Source organism: Methylobacterium sp. E-016, assembly GCF_022829745.1.
In the GTDB taxonomy this organism is placed as follows: domain Bacteria; phylum Pseudomonadota; class Alphaproteobacteria; order Rhizobiales; family Beijerinckiaceae; genus Methylobacterium.
This window is the reverse complement of sequence record NZ_JAKSYF010000085.1, coordinates 26,842-42,423: the sequence shown is the minus strand read 5'-3', so window position 1 is coordinate 42,423 and position 15,582 is coordinate 26,842. Positions and strand designations below refer to the sequence as shown.

Below are 15,582 nucleotides of genomic sequence, written 5' to 3'. Positions count from 1 at the left end.
GTCTAAAAGAAACGCCGCACAGTCCTTCCAGCTTTGGCGTCGGATGGTGGGCCGTGCGGCGTAGGGCAGCTCGACAACCGCTTCGGTCGTCGGCGTCGGGGGCATGGATCGACAGATGGGCATCGATATCAAGCGGGTCGGCATCATCGGTGCCGGGCAGATGGGGAGCGGCATCGCTCACGTCTGCGCAGCGGCCGGCCTCGACGTTCTGCTGAACGACCGCGATCCCGACCGCCTGAACGCCGGCCTCGCCAACATCGACGGCAACCTCGCCCGCCAGGTCTTGAAGGGCACGATGGACGAGGGACAGCGCCGCGACGTCCGCGAGCGCATCGTCGCCGCCCGCAGCTACGACGACCTCGGCCCCTGCGACCTCGTCATCGAGGCCGCGACCGAGAACGAGGCGACCAAGCGGCAGATCTTCTCGACGCTGTGCACGTCGCTGCGTCCCGATGCGCTGATCGCCACCAACACGTCCTCGATCTCGATCACCCGGCTCGCCGCCTCGACCGACCGGCCCGAGCGCTTCATCGGCATCCACTTCATGAACCCGGTGCCGGTGATGCAGCTCGTCGAGCTGATCCGCGGCATTGCCACGGAGGACCCGACCTACGAGTCGGCCAAGGCGTTCATCGCAAAGCTCGGCAAGACCTCGACGATGTCGGAGGATTTTCCGGCTTTCATCGTCAACCGCATCCTGCTGCCGATGATCAACGAGGCGATCTACACGCTCTACGAGGGCGTCGGCTCGGTGGAATCGATCGACACCGCGATGCGGCTCGGCGCGAACCACCCGATGGGCCCGCTGCAGCTCGCCGACTTCATCGGCCTCGATACCTGCCTGTCGGTGATGCAGGTGCTCTACGAGGGTCTGGCGGATTCGAAGTACCGGCCGTGCCCGCTGCTGGTGAAGTACGTCGAGGCCGGCTGGCTCGGCCGCAAGGTCAAGCGCGGCTTCTACGATTATCGCGGCGAGACGCCGGTCCCGACCCGCTGAGCGCGGGCCGGGTCGCTTTCATCGCCTACTTGGGCTGGTTGCCGTTGGCGCTCGGCTGGGCCGGCTGCGGGTAGGTCGGGTTTCCGGCCGGAACGGCGCCGGTGTTGCTCGACGCCGGCGCATTGCTCGAGCCCGTCACCGACCCGGTGATCTCCTTGCGCGATGCGTCCTGGCTCTGGCTGGCATAATCCTTCGGCGCGTTGGCTCCGTTCCACGTCAGCAGGCCGATCGTGGCGACCGCGAGCAGCACGAGGCTGCCGACCAGCACCCACAGCACCGACTTGCCGCGCTCGCCCTGGCGCGCGTTCTGATTGGGAAGCTTCTCGACCATTCCAAGGACCTCACCGATACGCCGTCAGGGCGTCGCCGCGTGCCGAAGGGCGGCACGCGTTCTCGACCCGGCAAACGCCGGTCCGTCGCCGGGGGTTCCTCCCGATACGGCCGCGCTCGGCCTCAGCGGCCGGTGACGAGCAGGATCTTGCCGAGGTGGGCGCTCGACTCCATCAGAGCATGCGCCTTCTGCGCCTCTTCCAGGGGGAAGGTCGCGTGGATCACCGGGCGGATGCGGCCGGCATCGAGCTCCGGCCACACGTCGCGGCGGAGCCCGTCGGCGATTTCCGCCTTCTCGGCGTTCGGACGCGGCCGCAGCGTGGCGCCGGTGAAGGTGAGCCGCTTGATCATGATCGGCGTGATGTTGAGCGCCTCGACCTTGTTGCCGCCCATCAGGGCGATCAGCACGAGGCGACCCTCGATCGCGAGCGAGGCGAGGTTCTTGGCGAGGTAGCTCGCACCGATCATGTCGAGGATGACGTCGACGCCCTTGCCGTCGGTCAGCCGCTGGACCTCCTCGGCGAAGTCGGCCTCGCGGTAGTTGATCGCGGCGTCAGCGCCGAGCGACTCGCAGAACGCGCACTTCTCGGCCGAGCCGGCCGTCGTCAGCACGCGGGCGCCGAGGTGCGTGGCGATCTGGATCGCCGTGGAGCCGATGCCGCTCGATCCGCCATGGACGAGGAAGGTCTCGCCCGCGGCGAGCCGCCCGCGCTGCACCACGTTGGAATAGACCGTGAAGAACGTCTCGGGGATGCCGCCGGCATCGACGAGCGACAGCACCTCGGGCTTCGGCAGGCAATGCCCGGCCTCCGCCACCGCGAACTCGGCGTAGCCGCCGCTGATCAGAAGTGCGCAGACCTCGTCGTCGAGGGAGAGGCCGGATACGCCCTCGCCGAGCGCCGCGATGCGGCCCGCGACCTCGAGGCCCGGCACTGCGGTGGCGCCCTTCGGCGGCGGATACTTGCCGCCGCGCTGCATCACGTCCGGACGGTTGACGCCGGCCGACACCACCTCGATCAGCACCTGGCCCGGCCCGGCCTTCGGCAGCGGCACCGTCTCGATGCCGATCACCTCGGGGCCGCCGGCTCCGTTGAAGCAGACCTGGCGCATGGTCTCGGGCAGCGTCGTCGTCATCGGGCGGTCTCCTCGCGAGGGTTCGCCCCTAGTTGCTGCCGGACGCTCCGTTGGCAAGCCCGGGTCCAAGGCCCGCGCGTCTCAGCGGGTGCCGTACATCCGGTCGCCGGCATCGCCCAGGCCCGGCACGATGTAGCTGTGATCGTTGAGGTGGCTGTCGATCGCCGCGGTCCAGATCGGCACGTCGGGGTGAGCGGCCTGAAGCCGGGCGACGCCCTCCGGCGCGGCGAGCAGGCAGACGAAGCGCAGGTCCTGCGCGCCGCGAGCCTTCAGCCGCGTCAGCGCGGCGATGGCGGAATTCGCGGTGGCGAGCATCGGGTCGAGCACCAGCACCGTGCGATCGGCGAGGTCCGACGGCGCCTTGAAGTAGTACTCGACTGCCTCGAGCGTCTCCGGGTCGCGGTAAAGCCCGACATGCGCGACGCGAGCCGAGGGCAGCAGCGACAGCATCCCGTCGAGGAAGCCGACGCCGGCGCGCAGGATCGGGGCAAGGACCAGCTTCTTGCCCTGGATCTGGCGCCCCTCCATCGTCTGGATCGGCGTCTCGATCGTCACCGGCTCCAGCGGCAGGTCGCGCGTCACTTCATAAGCGAGCAGCATCCCGATCTCGTTGAGCAGGTTGCGGAAACCCTGCGTCGAGCGGTTCTTGTCGCGCAGGAGCGTCAGCTTGTGCTGGACGAGGGGGTGGTCGACCACCGTGACCGTTGCCTGGCTCATCCTGTCCTCCCGACGCGTGCCCTCCCGCTTTGCCGAACGGCGATCCCGGGCGCAACGCGAACCCCACGAAAAAGGGCCTTTCGCTCGCACGGAAGGCCCTCGATCTCGTCGGTCGCGCATCGGGATCAGGCGGTGAAGGACTTGTCGGTCCCGTCGGCGCGGCGCTTGGCCATGAAGGCGTCGAACTGGTCGCGATCCTTGGCGCGCTTCAGCTCCTCGACGAACTCGGCGAAGGCGCGGCTCTCCTCCTGCAGGGCGCGGCGCTGGGCGTCGAGCCGGTCGAGCTCGGCCTTGCGATACTCCTCGAAGGCCCAGTTGCCGGTGGTTCCGCGGCGGTTCGAGGCCTCGAATGCGCGGGCGAAGCGCGAGGCCCGGGCGGTGCCGCCCTCCCAGCCCGCGGCGCCGCGCTTGGCGTAGTCGCGGAGTTCCCCGAGGGCCGGATACCCGGCGATCTTCCACGCCACCAGGGCGAGGCCGACGGGCCACCAGTAGATGAAGCTCACGACGATCGCGCCGATCTCGATCGAGCGGCGCGGAAACGGGCCGCAGCGGCTGACCTTGCCGCTCGCCCAGGGGGAGGAAGTGGAAGTGCTCACGGTAAGGCTCCGCTGTTCATGTGAACAGCGTTAACATGCGGGTGGCGCGAAGGCCTTTCAAGGGGTGCGACGCGCGATGCGCATCACCCCGGCTTGCCCGCTCCGGCGCCGTGGACGAGGGCGAGCACGCCGGCGCGCAGAAGCTCGTACTTGTCGGGAATGCCCGGCCCCTTCGGCAGGTGTCCCGCTGCCGCGAGGGTCGCTAGCCCGTGCGAAAGCGCCCAGACCTCCAGCGCGATGAAGCGCGGGGCGACGCCGCCGAACCCGTCGGGGAAGGTCGCCTGCAACGCCTCGACCAGGAGGTCGAACGGGCTCGGGCGCGGCCCGGCCTCGTTCGGGGCGTGGACGCCGCGGGTCTCGAAGATCGCCGCGTAGTAGCCCGGCTCCTCCTCCGCGAAGGCGAGGTAGGCCTCGCCCATCCGGGTGAAGCGCTCCAGCGGGGTGCCGCGGGCTGTGAGCGCGCGCGCCAGCCGCTCGGCCAGATCCGCGAAGCCGCGACCGGCGAGTTCCTCGAGCAACGCCTCGCGGCCGCGGAAATGCCGGTAGAGCGCGGCCGGGGTGACGCCGACGAGGCGGGCGGCGTCGACCAGGGTGAAGCCGCCGATGCCGCGCTCGGCGATGAAGCGGCGCGCGGCCTCGATCAGCGCCTCCTTCAGGTTGCCGTGGTGGTAGCCACGTCGATCAGCGGGTCCGTCTCGCCAGGGTCGCACCGGGTACTCCTCACCTGCACCCCGGACGCGGGCGCGCGACGTTTACGAGCGAGCGTCGCGTTTGTTTCGGCGATCGTGCGAGCTTACCAGAAATCCGGCTTTCCCCGACATCGTTGCGTCTACCAGTCGACGATGGACGCGGGCGTGAGGCTTGACAGCCACGCCCGATGCAACAGTGTTTCATCCGGTGATCGGCAGGGCTCGGGATGCCGTGCGGCCCCCTTCGGCGCGGAACGGAGAATCGAGAGCATGGCCTTCGTCAGCCTGAAGGCGTGGCGGGCGCGCTCGGCCGAGCAGGCTCAGCGCGCCAAGCTTTTGAAGGTCGCATGCTCGGATGCCCTCGGGCTCGGCGCGGAGGATGCGATCACCGTCAACGAGATCGCCTGCGCCGACCCCGGCTGCCCGGACATCGAGACCGTGGTGCTGGTGATGCGCGCCAACGAGCCGACGCGGGCGATCCGCATCCGCGCGCCGATGGATGCGGTCGGCGAGGCCGAGCTCGAGCGGCTCGTCGTGGACGAGCGGGTGCTCCGCAAGCCGAACGCATCTTAGGCGCAACCGTGCCGGCGGCTCGGCACGACGCGCGGCGCACTATGTTTTGACCGGGCAAATTCGGCAATCTCCTCTATAAGTCTATCGTGACGGCGGTGCCATCAAGAGCACCGATGCAACGAACGAAGAGATTACGAGGAAACGCCATGCGCCACATCATCCAAAAGACCGTCGTCGGCCTCGCCGTCGCGTTGCCCGTGCTGGCCTCGGCCGGCGTCGCCTTCGCGGCGGCCGGCGACGGCGACGCCGAGCGCGCGGCACGCTGGCAGGAGCTGCAGAAGCAGGTGTTCGGCGACCGAAAGGTCGAGCCCGGCAAGCTTGTGTCGATCGACATGCCGGTGCGCGCCGAGGACGCCGCCCTGGTCCCGGTGACGCTCACCGTCGCCGACAAGGACCAAGTGAAGGGGCTGTACCTCATCATCGACGACAACCCGGCACCGCTCGCCGCCCATGTCGACTTCGGGCCGGCCGGCGACCCGGCGCAGCTGAAGATGCGGGTGCGGGTCAACACCTATTCCAACGTCCACGCCGTGGCCGAGACCAAGGACGGGCGCCTCGTCGCGTCCGAGATCTTCGTGAAGGCATCGGGCGGCTGCTCGGCGCCGATGGGGATGACCGACGCGGACGCGATGAAGGGCATGGGCGACATGCGGATGAAGTTCTCCGACCTCACCGCCGACAAGGCGATGCCGGCGACGCTGATGATCCGCCACCCGAACTTCTCCGGCATGCAGATGAACCAGGTTTCGCGCGAGTACACGCCCGCCCGCTACCTCGACCGGATCAGCGTCAGCCAGGGCGCGCGCAACGTCTTCACGCTGGAAGGCGACATCTCGATCTCGTCGAACCCGGTGATCGGCTTCGAGATGCGCCCCGAGGGCAGCGCGCCGATCACGGTCGCGGCCACCGACAGCCAGGGCGGCACGTTCGACCACACCTTCCCGGTGCCGGCCGTCAGCAACTGATCGACGACGACGCGCCCGGCCCGAGCGGGCCGGGCTTTCGCCAACCGGGGATCCGACGCTCATGACACGCCGCCGTACGCTCATCGCCCTCCTCGCCCTCGCGCCGCTGGCCTTCGCCCAGGCGCAGGCCGGGGAGATGAAGCTCTATTCGCAGGAGGCGTTCGACGCCGCGCAGAAGGCCGGCAAGCCGATCCTCGTCGAGGTCAGCGCGCCGTGGTGCCCGATCTGCAAGACGCAGAAGCCGATCCTGGCCAAGCTCAGCGCCGACCCGCGCTTCAAGGACCTGCAGATCTTCGACATCGACTTCGACAGCCAGAAGGACCTGCTGCGCAAGCTCGACGTCCGCATGCAGAGCACGCTGATCGCCTACAAGGGCGCCGTCGAGACCGGCCGCTCGGTCGGCGAGACGCAGCCCGAATGGATCGAGGGGCTGGTCGAGAAGACCCTCTAGGCCGAACGCGATGCTCGTCAACCTCGGCCTCGCGCTGCTCGCCGGACTGCTCTCGACGCTCTCGCCCTGCGTGCTGCCGCTGCTGCCGCTGGTGCTCGGGGCGGCGGCGTCCGAGCATCGCTACGGGCCGGCGGCGCTGGCGGGCGGGCTGGCCCTGTCGTTCGTGGCGATCGGCCTGTTCGTCGCCACGATTGGCTTCGGCCTCGGGCTCGACGGCGACGTGTTCCGCCGCGTCGCCGCGATCCTGCTGATCCTCGTCGGGATCGTCCTGCTGGTGCCGTCGGCGCAGACGCGCCTCGCGGTCGCCGCTGGGCCGGTCGCGAACTGGACCGAGGCGCGCTTCGGCGGGTTCTCGGCCACCGGCCTGTGGGGCCAGTTCGGCGTCGGGCTGCTGCTCGGCGCCGTCTGGAGCCCCTGCGTCGGCCCGACGCTCGGCGCCGCCTCGATCCTGGCGGCGCAGGGACGCGACCTCGGGGCGGTGGGCCTGACGATGCTGGTCTTCGGCCTCGGCGCGGCCCTGCCGCTCCTGATCCTCGGCGCCCTCTCGCGATCCGTCCTGATGCGCTGGCGCGACCGGTTGATGCGGGCCGGCAAGGGAATGAAGGCGGCGCTCGGTCTCATCCTCGTCGCCACCGGGCTGGTGATCGTGCTCGGCGCCGACAAGCGGATCGAGGCGGTGCTGGTCGACGCCTCGCCGGATTGGCTGAACGCGCTCACGACGCGCTACTGAACGCGCCGCCTCAGCGCTTGAAGAACGCGTCCGCGGCGCCGAGCGCCGCCTGCTTGGCCGTCCGGGCCGCCTCGAGCCGCCGGATCTCGTCCTGCAGCAGCGCGATCCGGTGATCGATCTCGTCCACCGACAGGGTGTCGATCCCCTGCCCGATCTCGTGGCGGACCGGGCGCTTCACACGCTCGTCGTCGTCCCGCATAACAAAACTCCTCACAAGGCCGGCGTCCCGGCGCCGGGCGGCAGGCCGAGATGGCGGGCGACGGTGGCGCCGATGTCGGAGAACGTCGCGCGCCGCCCGAGCGGGCCCGGCGCGATCCCCGGCCCGAAGGCCAGGACCGGCACCTGCTCGCGGGTGTGCTCGGTGCCGTGCCAGGTCGGGTCGTTGCCGTGGTCGGCGGAGACGAGGCAAAGGTCGCCCGGGCGAAGCGTCGCCAGGATGTCGGGAACGCGGGCGTCGAACGCTTCCAGCTCGGCGGCGTAGCCCGGCACGTCGCGGCGGTGGCCGTGCTCGCTGTCGAAGTCGACGAGGTTGGCGAAGACCAGCCCGCCATCGGCGAGGCTTCCGAGCGCATCGAGCGCGGCGTCGAGGCACGCCATGTTGCCGCCCGGCTTGATCTCACGGCCGGTGGCCCGGTGGGCGAAGATGTCGCCGATCTTGCCGACGCTGACCACGTCGCGGCCCGCGGCCTGGAGGCGGTCGAGCAGGGTGTCGGCCGGCGGCGCGACGGAGAAGTCGCGGCGGTGGCTCGTCCGGCGAAAGCCTGCCTCGGCCGTCCCGGCGAAGGGCCGGGCGATCACCCGGCCGATCCGGTAGGCGTCGCAGAGCTCGCGCGCGATCCGGCACAGGTCGTAGAGGCGCTCCAGGCCGAAGGCGTCCTCGTGGGCCGCGATCTGGAAGACGCTGTCGGCGGACGTGTAGCAGATCGGCCTGCCGGTCCGGACGTGCTCGGCGCCGAGCGCATCGATGATCGCGATGCCGGAGGCGTGGCGGTCGCCGAGGATGCCCGGCAGGTCCCCCAGCCGGATCAGGTCGCGCGTCAGCGCCTCGGGAAAGGCCGGCCGCATATCCGGGAAGTATCCCCACGGTTCGCGCATGGCGAGGCCGGCGATCTCCCAATGCCCGGACGGCGTGTCCTTGCCGGCCGCGTTCTCGACGGCGTGGCCCCAGGCGCCCGCGAGCGCGCCGGGCGGCGCGAGCCCCGGCGGCATCCGACCCGTCGCGGCCTCGCAGGCGAGGCCGAGGCCGAGGGCGGCCAGATGCGGCAGGCGCAACGGGCCGGAACGTAGGCCGGTACGGTCGCCCCGCCCCGCGGCGCAGGCCTCGGCGATGTGGCCGACCGTGTCGGAGCCGGCGTCGCCGTAGCGTTCGGCGTCCGGCGCGCCGCCGATTCCGACGGAATCGAGGACGATGAGCAGTGCCCGCGCCATCATCCTAGACCGGCTCGACGTCGGCGACGGTGTCGCTCTTCAGCGCGAAGGCCGCCGAGAACAGGGTGCGGGTGTACGCGGTCTTCGGCCGGGAGAAGATCTCGTCGGCCGGTCCCTCTTCCACCACCACGCCGTTCTGCATCACCAGCACGTAGTTCGCGAGCGCGCGCACCACCTTGAGGTCGTGGCTGATGAAGAGGTAGGCGAGGCCGCGGGTGCGCTGCAGGTCGCGCAGCAAGGTCACGATCTGCGACTGCACCGAGCGGTCGAGCGCGGAGGTCGGCTCGTCGAGGACGACGAAGCGGGGGTCGAGCACCATCGCCCGGGCGATGGCGATGCGCTGGCGCTGGCCGCCGGAGAACTCGTGCGGGTAGCGGTCCATCGCCGCCGGATCGAGCCCGACATCGGTCAGCGCCTGCGCGACGATGGCGCGATGCTCGCGCTTCGGCACGCCCTGCACCACCAGCCCCTCGGCGACGATGTCGGCCACCGACATCCGCGGCGAGAGCGAGCCGTAGGGGTCCTGGAAGACCACCTGCATGTCCTTGCGCAGGGGCCGCATCGCCGCGACGCCGTAGGTCTCGATGTCGCGGCCGAGGAAGACGATCGGCCCCTCCGACGCCGTCAGCCGCAGCAGCGCGAGGCCCAACGTGGTCTTGCCCGAGCCGGATTCGCCGACGACGCCGACGGTCTCGCCGGCACGGACCCGCAGGGCGACGCCGTCGACCGCCTTGACGTAGCCGGCGGTACGCCGGAGCCAGCCCTCCTTGAGCGGAAACCACACCTTCAGCGGGCCGGCCTCGACCAGCGCCTCGGCATCCGCCGCGACCGGGTTGCCCCGGCCCTTCGGCTCGGAGGCGATCAGGCGCTGCGTGTACGCGTGCTGCGGGTCGGCGAACACCGCGGCGACCGGGCCGGCCTCGACGATCCGACCGTTCAGCATCACGCAGACCCGCGCGGCGATGCGCTCGACGATGCCGAGGTCGTGGGTGATGAACAGCATCGCCATGCCGAGCCGCTTCTGCAGGTCGGCCAGCAGCGAGAGGATCTGCGCCTGCACCGTCACGTCGAGCGCCGTGGTCGGCTCGTCGGCGACGAGCAGATCCGGCTCGCAGGCGAGCGCCATCGCGATCATCACCCGCTGGCGCTGGCCGCCGGACAATTCGTGCGGATAGGCGCCCATGCGGCGCGCGGCATCGCGCAGGCCGACCAGCTCCAGCAATTCGAGGATGCGCGCCCGCGCCGCCTTGCCGGACAGGCCGCGGTGCAATCCCAGAACCTCGCCGATCTGCCGCTCGATGGTGTGGAGCGGGTTCAGCGAGGTCATCGGCTCCTGGAACACCATGGTGATGTCGGCGCCGCGGACCTTGCGCATCGCGCGCTCCGGCAGGGCGAGCAGGTCGCGCCCCTTGAACACGATCCGCCCGCCCGGATGGTGGGCGGCGCCGTCGAGGAGCCGCAGGATCGAGAGCGCGGTGACCGACTTGCCCGATCCCGACTCGCCGACCAGCGCCACGGTCTCGCCCGGCAGGATCGTGAACGACACGCCATCGACGGCGCGGCTCTCGCCTTCGCGCGATCGGAAGGCGACCGAGAGATCCTCGACGGAAAGCAGCGGCTCGGGCATCAATCGCGTTCGTTCCGGGGCAGGTGCGGTCTCTATAGCGCGGCGGCGGCCCGACGGCGAACCACCCGGGGGCCAACAGGGGGGCGGCATGTCGGCAGAGACCTTCGCGGCGACGATCCGTGCGGCGTTGGGCAGCGCGGCGGGCACCGGGGCGCGGACGATCACCGGGACGGGGACCCTGCCTTCGGCCTTTCCGGTCACCGACCTCGCCGCCGGCTCCGTCGCCGCGGCGGGGCTGGCGATCGCCGACCTCGTCGGCACCGTCGGCGCGACGCCGGCCGTCTCGGTCGACCGCCGCCTCGCCTCGCTGTGGTTCCGCACCTCGCTCCGCCCGATCGGATGGACGCTGCCGGACCTGTGGGACCCGGTGGCGGGCGACTACCGCACCCGCGACGGCTGGATCCGGCTCCACACCAATGCGCCGCATCACCGCGCGGCGGCCGAGCGCGTGCTCGGCGCGCAAGCCGACCGCGCGGGCATGGCGGCCGCCGTCGCCGGCTGGGACAAATCCGATCTGGAGGCGGCGATCGTGGCGGAGGGCGGCTGCGCGGCCGTGATGCGCTCGGTCGAGGTTTGGGCCGCGCATCCGCAGGGGGCGGCGGTCGCGGCCGAGCCGCTCGTCGCCTTCGATCCCGGCGCGGCCGCCCGCTCCGATTGGAAGCCCGAGCCCGCGCGGCCGCTCGCGGGCCTGCGCGTCCTCGATCTGACGCGGGTGCTCGCCGGGCCGGTGGCGACCCGGTTCCTGGCCGGCTTCGGCGCCGAGGTCCTGCGCATCGACCCGCCGGGCTGGAACGAGCCCGGCGTCGAGGCGGACGTGACGCTGGGCAAGCGATGCGCCCGGCTCGACCTTCGCCGCGAGGCCGACCGCAACCGGTTCGAGGCGCTGCTCACCGGCGCCGACATCCTCGTGCACGGCTACCGGCCCGAAGCGCTCGACCGCCTCGGCTACGGCGCCGCGGCACGGCGTGCCCTCTCGCCCGGGCTGATCGACGTCAGCCTCGACGCCTACGGCTGGACCGGCCCCTGGGCCGGACGCCGCGGCTTCGACAGCCTGGTGCAGATGAGCTGCGGCATCGCGGAGGCCGGGCAGGCGTGGCGGAACGCCGACCGGCCGGTGCCGCTGCCCGTCCAGGCCCTCGACCACGCCACCGGCTACCTTCTGGCCGCCGCCGCGATCCGCCTCCTTGAGCGACGTTTGCGCGACGGGCGTGCCGGCGCGGCGCGCCTTTCGCTGGCCCGGACGGCGCGGCTGCTCCTCGACGCCGAGCGGACGGGCTCGATGGAGGCGTTCGCGCCGGAAACCGACGACGACTTCGATGCCGGCGTCGAGGCGACGCCGTGGGGGCCGGCCCATCGCCTGCGCCCGCCCCTGGCGGTCGCCGGCGCGCCGGTCCGATGGTCCCTCCCCGCGCGCCGCCTCGGCACCGACCGCCCCGCCTGGACGTGACGCGGCGGATTGATCGCCGGTTGCAGGGCGCTAGAACGGTGCACGTGGGATGGATCGGTCTTGCGGCGCACGGCGCCCGCGACCGCAAGGGGCACGATCGCGAGGCATGACCATTCCCATTCGTGGCGTGAGGTGTTTCCAGATACCCCCTCGTTCAGCACCCTTCCCTCCCCCCTCTGCGGGGGAGGGTGGCCCGCGCAGCGGGTCGGGAGAGGGGAGCGCCGCATCCGGCACTGTCGCTCCCCTCTCCCGACCCTCGCTGACGCGAGGCCCTCCCTCCCCCGCAGAGGGGGGAGGGAAACGCGCGTGTTCGGAGCGGTATCACACCAGCATTCTTGATTATGCCTGGTGCAACGCATGCGCTCGCATCGCCGGAGGGTTGCTCAAATCCCCTCGGCATCGCGCCGCCTTCGCCCTCCTGGCGACCACCCTCCTCCTCGCCACGCCCGCACACGCCGTCCCCTCCGACGGCGCCACCGAGACCGTCGAGCAGGCGTTGTGCCGGCTGATCGAGGGATCGGCGCGGGCGCGCGGGCTGCCGGTGCCGTTCCTGACGCGATTGATCTGGCGCGAGAGCGCGTTCCGCGTGGGCGTGGTCAGCCCGGTCGGGGCGCAGGGCGTCGCCCAGTTCATGCCCGGCACGGCGCGCGAGCGCGGGCTGGCCGATCCGTTCGACCCCGAGCAGGCGATCCCGCATGCCGCCCACCTGCTGGCCGACCTGAAGCGGCAGTTCGGCAATCTCGGCCTGGCGGCGGCCGCCTACAACGGCGGCCCGGGCCGGGTGACGAGCTGGCTTGCCGGCAGCGGCGGCCTGCCCGCCGAGACCCGCGCCTACGTGCTCGCGATCACCGGCGCGCCCGCCGAGGACTGGCGCGGCGGCGCATCCCGGATCGAGATGGGGCCGCCGGAAGGGGGCGAGGCCAAGAGCACTGACACCAAGAGCGCTGACACCAAGAGCGCTGAGACCAAGAGCGCTGAGACCAAGAGCGCCGAGACCAAGCCGGGCGAGGCCAAACCCGGCGGGACGAAGCCCGCGGACGCCCGGGTGCCCGCGTCGGCGAAGGCCGAGACCTCACCCGAGCCGGCGCAGACCTGCCTTCAGGTCACGGCCGCCTTGCGCATGCCGTCGCGCGGCGACCGCTTCGCCATCGGCGCCAACGAAGGGCCGGCCGCGCCGTGGGGCATCCAGCTCGCCGGCAACTTCTCGAAGTCCCTGGCGCTGGCGACTTTCTCCCGGGCGCGCGCCACCTACGCCAAGGTGGTCGGCGAGGTCCGCCCGATGATCATCGGCACGCGCCTGCGCAATCGCGGCACCCGCGCGTTCTACCGCATCCGCATCCCGGCCGAGAGCCGGCAGGCGGCCGACGGGCTGTGCGGCCGGATCCGCAGCGTCGGCGGCGCCTGCATCGTGCTGCGCACCTGACGCGTCGACGGAGTTCGGCGCGATCCGGTCATGAATCCGCCCAGAGCCGCATGCATCTGGCCTTCGCGGCCCAATCGGACATCGAATGACACGAATCCTCACGGCTCTCGCCAGCCTGGCATGCCTCGCGCTCGCCGCAATCGGCATCGCCGCCTGCTCGCCGCTCGCCCTGTTCGATGCGATCGGCCCGCGGGATTCCGGCGGCCGGCAGGTGCTGCGGGACGAGCCGTTCGGCGAGGGCCCGCGGCGTCGCCTCGACGTCTACGCGCCCGTGAACGCGCCCGAGAACGCGCCGGTGCTGGTGTTCTTCTACGGCGGCTCCTGGCAGAACGGCTCGAAGGCGGATTACGCCTTCGTCGGACAGGCGCTCGCCGCGCAGGGCTTCGTCACCGTGCTGCCGGACTACCGGCTCTATCCCGAGGCGCCCTTCCCCGGCTTCCTCGAGGACGGCGCAGCCGCCGTCGCCTGGGTCCGCGACAACATCGCAACCTTTGGCGGCGACCCGCGCCGCATCGTGCTCGCCGGGCACTCGGCCGGTGCCTACAACGCGGTGATGCTCGGCCTCGACACCCGCTACCTCAAGGCGGCCGGGGTCGACCCGAAGGTGATCCGTGCGGTCGCCGGCCTGTCCGGCCCCTACGACTTCCTACCGTTCGACCAGGACACCTCGCGCAAGGTGTTCGGCCAAGCGCCGGACCCGCGCGCGACTCAGCCGGTGACCTTCGCCGGCCCGAGCGCGCCGCCGGCCTTCCTCGCGACCGGCGCCGACGACACGATCGTCCGCCCGCGCAACACCCAGAGCCTCGCCGAGACGCTGCGCAACGCCCGCGTGCCGGTGCAAGAGCGGATCTATCCCGGGCTCGACCACGCCGACACCCTGCTCGCGCTCTCCGTCACCTTCCGGTCGAAGGCGCCGGAGCTCGCCGAGATGGCGGCCTTCCTCCGGACGCAGGCGGCGAGCCGGCAATCGATGACGATCGGGCGGCGCTGATCGCTCCGTCAAGGTTACCCGCGATCGGATGAGACCGCGGGCAGGTTCGGGGCGACGGCGTGTTCCGTCCGGACTATGATGGAGCGCGGTTCCAGACCGCGGATGGCCGGTGAGGGCGGGTTCGTGTCAGCGGCGCACGGCATCAGGGCTGAGGCGGCCGTTAGGCGGTCGCGATCGCTGCCGGGACGCGACATCCCGGACGCCGTCCGCCTGCCGTTCGTCACCGTCGTGCTGGTTCTGCTCTGGAACCATCTCTGGTTCAGCGACCTCGCCAACCGCAGCCTCCTGAGCGACCCGGAAACCGGCAGCCTCTTCACCCAGGCGCTGTTCGTCATCCTCGGCACGGCGATGCTGATGGTGCTCGGGCGGCTCGGCTTCGCCAGGCTGCGCCCCCTCGCCTCCTGGCCGCTGCTGCTGCTCGGCGGCTGGCTCGGCATCACCACCCTCCTCTCCACCGACCCGATGCTGTCGATCCGCCGGATCGTGCTGTTCGGCATCGTCGCGCTGCTCGCCGCGGGCGTTCTCGTGGTCGCGCGCAACGGGCGCCAATTCGCCACCGCGCTGGCGCTCGCCGCCGGCATCGTGCTGGCCGCGAGCTATCTCGGCGTCGCGCTCGTACCCAACCTCACCATCCACTCGGCCTTCGACGTCACCGGGGAATACAACCACATCGGCCTGTGGCGCGGGATCTTCACCCACAAGAACGAGGCCGGCTCGGCGATGTCGATGATCGCGGTCTGCGGCCTCTACGTCGCCGCCGTGCTGCACCGGGGCCTGGGCTGGACCATCACGGCGGGGGCGCTGGTCTTCATGGTCTTCGCCGGCTCGAAGACGCCGCTGGCCGTGCTGCCCCTCGTCCTGCTGATCTCGGTCCTGTGCAGCCGTCTGCGCGGGGGGACGATGCGCGGGCTGCTGCTGGTCGGCCCGGTGGCGCTGCTCATCGTCGCGACCATCGGTTCGGTGCTGCTGCCGCCGATCCGAACGGTGCTGGACGCGATCATTCCCGACGCGACCTTCACCGCGCGCAACGAGATCTGGGCCTTCGCGATCGAGCACGTCGTCGTGCACCCGATCCGCGGCTGGGGCTACGGCGCCTTCTGGCTGACCGACCGCACCGTCTACGGCGGCGGCGCCGACCCGGGCTCGGACTGGGTGCAGACCGCGACGCAGGCGCACAACTCCTTCCTCGACGCCGCACTGATCATGGGCTTGCCCGGCGCGCTGCTGCTCCTGAACGCTCTCGTCGTGGCCCCGATCCGCGACCTGCAGCGGGCCAGCGCCGGGCGGCCGCTCGACGCTCAGACGCTGTTCTTCCTGCGCATCTGGATGCTGGCGGTGATCTCGGCCTCGTTCGAGAACGTGCTGCTGAACGCCAACACCGTCCTGTGCGGCATGACCATGCTCGCGGTGTTCGGCCTGCGCCTGCGCACCGCCTACCGCCCGGTCGCCTGACCCGAACGCGACGGCGGCGGTCGCGGCCCGGG

At 71.3% G+C, this 15,582-nt stretch carries 17 protein-coding genes; 9 read left to right on the top strand and 8 right to left on the bottom strand.

All coding sequences use genetic code 11. The features are described from left to right. The first annotated feature begins 115 nt into the window (after positions 1-115). Positions 116-997, top strand: a complete 882-nt coding sequence (locus tag MKK68_RS11375; RefSeq protein WP_244030341.1) for a 3-hydroxybutyryl-CoA dehydrogenase — start codon at positions 116-118, stop codon at positions 995-997. Between the two features lie 25 nt (positions 998-1,022). Here the strand turns inward: MKK68_RS11375 and MKK68_RS11370 are convergent, their stop codons facing one another. The 5 genes from MKK68_RS11370 to MKK68_RS11350 all read right to left on the bottom strand — a co-directional run bounded on the left by MKK68_RS11370 (position 1,023) and on the right by MKK68_RS11350 (position 4,484). Next, positions 1,023-1,328 carry a hypothetical protein gene (locus tag MKK68_RS11370; RefSeq protein WP_243935416.1) on the bottom strand — a complete coding sequence of 102 codons (306 nt, stop codon included), beginning with the start codon at positions 1,326-1,328 and terminating at the stop codon, positions 1,023-1,025. A gap of 122 nt (positions 1,329-1,450) precedes the next feature. Continuing rightward, entirely contained in the window at positions 1,451-2,461 is a 1,011-nt protein-coding gene (locus tag MKK68_RS11365; protein WP_244030339.1) for an NAD(P)H-quinone oxidoreductase, read from the bottom strand. A gap of 81 nt (positions 2,462-2,542) precedes the next feature. Next, a complete protein-coding gene (upp, locus tag MKK68_RS11360) occupies positions 2,543-3,178 on the bottom strand; it encodes a uracil phosphoribosyltransferase (RefSeq protein WP_147727477.1) in 636 nt (211 codons plus the stop codon). 125 nt (positions 3,179-3,303) lie between these two features. Continuing rightward, positions 3,304-3,774 carry a DUF2852 domain-containing protein gene (locus MKK68_RS11355; protein WP_147842950.1) on the bottom strand — a complete coding sequence of 157 codons (471 nt, stop codon included), beginning with the start codon at positions 3,772-3,774 and terminating at the stop codon, positions 3,304-3,306. An 83-nt stretch (positions 3,775-3,857) separates the two neighbouring features. Then, positions 3,858-4,484 (bottom strand): TetR/AcrR family transcriptional regulator, encoded by a 627-nt coding sequence (locus MKK68_RS11350; RefSeq protein ID WP_147727475.1) that lies wholly within the window; start codon positions 4,482-4,484, stop codon positions 3,858-3,860. Positions 4,485-4,733: 249 nt separating this feature from the next. Between MKK68_RS11350 and MKK68_RS11345 the strand changes: the two genes are divergently transcribed. The 4 genes from MKK68_RS11345 to MKK68_RS11330 all read left to right on the top strand — a co-directional run bounded on the left by MKK68_RS11345 (position 4,734) and on the right by MKK68_RS11330 (position 7,182). Continuing rightward, positions 4,734-5,036, top strand: coding sequence for a hypothetical protein (locus MKK68_RS11345; protein ID WP_244030337.1), 303 nt, complete (start codon positions 4,734-4,736; stop codon positions 5,034-5,036). A gap of 146 nt (positions 5,037-5,182) precedes the next feature. Next, positions 5,183-6,001 (top strand): quinoprotein dehydrogenase-associated SoxYZ-like carrier, encoded by an 819-nt coding sequence (locus MKK68_RS11340; protein WP_244030335.1) that lies wholly within the window; start codon positions 5,183-5,185, stop codon positions 5,999-6,001. Between the two features lie 61 nt (positions 6,002-6,062). Then, on the top strand, positions 6,063-6,452 hold the full coding sequence (locus MKK68_RS11335) for a thioredoxin family protein (RefSeq protein ID WP_244030333.1): 390 nt from the start codon (positions 6,063-6,065) through the stop codon (positions 6,450-6,452). 10 nt (positions 6,453-6,462) lie between these two features. After that, positions 6,463-7,182: a cytochrome c biogenesis CcdA family protein gene (locus MKK68_RS11330; RefSeq protein WP_244030332.1), complete on the top strand. Its 720-nt coding sequence runs from the start codon at positions 6,463-6,465 to the stop codon at positions 7,180-7,182. Positions 7,183-7,192: 10 nt separating this feature from the next. On the opposite strand, the gene MKK68_RS11325 is transcribed toward MKK68_RS11330, so the two are convergent. Genes MKK68_RS11325 through MKK68_RS11315 form a run of 3 tightly spaced genes read right to left on the bottom strand, consistent with a single transcriptional unit; the run spans position 7,193 to position 10,237 of the window. Further along, on the bottom strand, positions 7,193-7,381 hold the full coding sequence (locus MKK68_RS11325; RefSeq protein WP_244030330.1) for a DUF1192 domain-containing protein: 189 nt from the start codon (positions 7,379-7,381) through the stop codon (positions 7,193-7,195). A gap of 11 nt (positions 7,382-7,392) precedes the next feature. After that, positions 7,393-8,610 (bottom strand): phosphopentomutase, encoded by a 1,218-nt coding sequence (locus tag MKK68_RS11320; RefSeq protein WP_244030418.1) that lies wholly within the window; start codon positions 8,608-8,610, stop codon positions 7,393-7,395. A gap of 4 nt (positions 8,611-8,614) precedes the next feature. Next, the gene (locus MKK68_RS11315) at positions 8,615-10,237 is read right to left on the bottom strand and encodes an ABC transporter ATP-binding protein (protein WP_147843085.1); all 1,623 of its coding nucleotides are present in this window, start codon (positions 10,235-10,237) and stop codon (positions 8,615-8,617) included. Between the two features lie 88 nt (positions 10,238-10,325). Between MKK68_RS11315 and MKK68_RS11310 the strand changes: the two genes are divergently transcribed. The 4 genes from MKK68_RS11310 (at position 10,326) to MKK68_RS11295 (ending at position 15,550) form a co-directional block, all read left to right on the top strand. Then, positions 10,326-11,684 (top strand): CoA transferase, encoded by a 1,359-nt coding sequence (locus MKK68_RS11310; RefSeq protein WP_244030328.1) that lies wholly within the window; start codon positions 10,326-10,328, stop codon positions 11,682-11,684. A 379-nt stretch (positions 11,685-12,063) separates the two neighbouring features. After that, positions 12,064-13,107, top strand: a complete 1,044-nt coding sequence (locus MKK68_RS11305) for a transglycosylase SLT domain-containing protein (protein ID WP_409567220.1) — start codon at positions 12,064-12,066, stop codon at positions 13,105-13,107. An 85-nt stretch (positions 13,108-13,192) separates the two neighbouring features. Continuing rightward, positions 13,193-14,098 carry an alpha/beta hydrolase gene (locus MKK68_RS11300; protein ID WP_244030326.1) on the top strand — a complete coding sequence of 302 codons (906 nt, stop codon included), beginning with the start codon at positions 13,193-13,195 and terminating at the stop codon, positions 14,096-14,098. A 102-nt stretch (positions 14,099-14,200) separates the two neighbouring features. Beyond that, a complete protein-coding gene (locus MKK68_RS11295; RefSeq protein WP_244030324.1) occupies positions 14,201-15,550 on the top strand; it encodes an O-antigen ligase family protein in 1,350 nt (449 codons plus the stop codon). Positions 15,551-15,582: the final 32 nt, after the last annotated feature.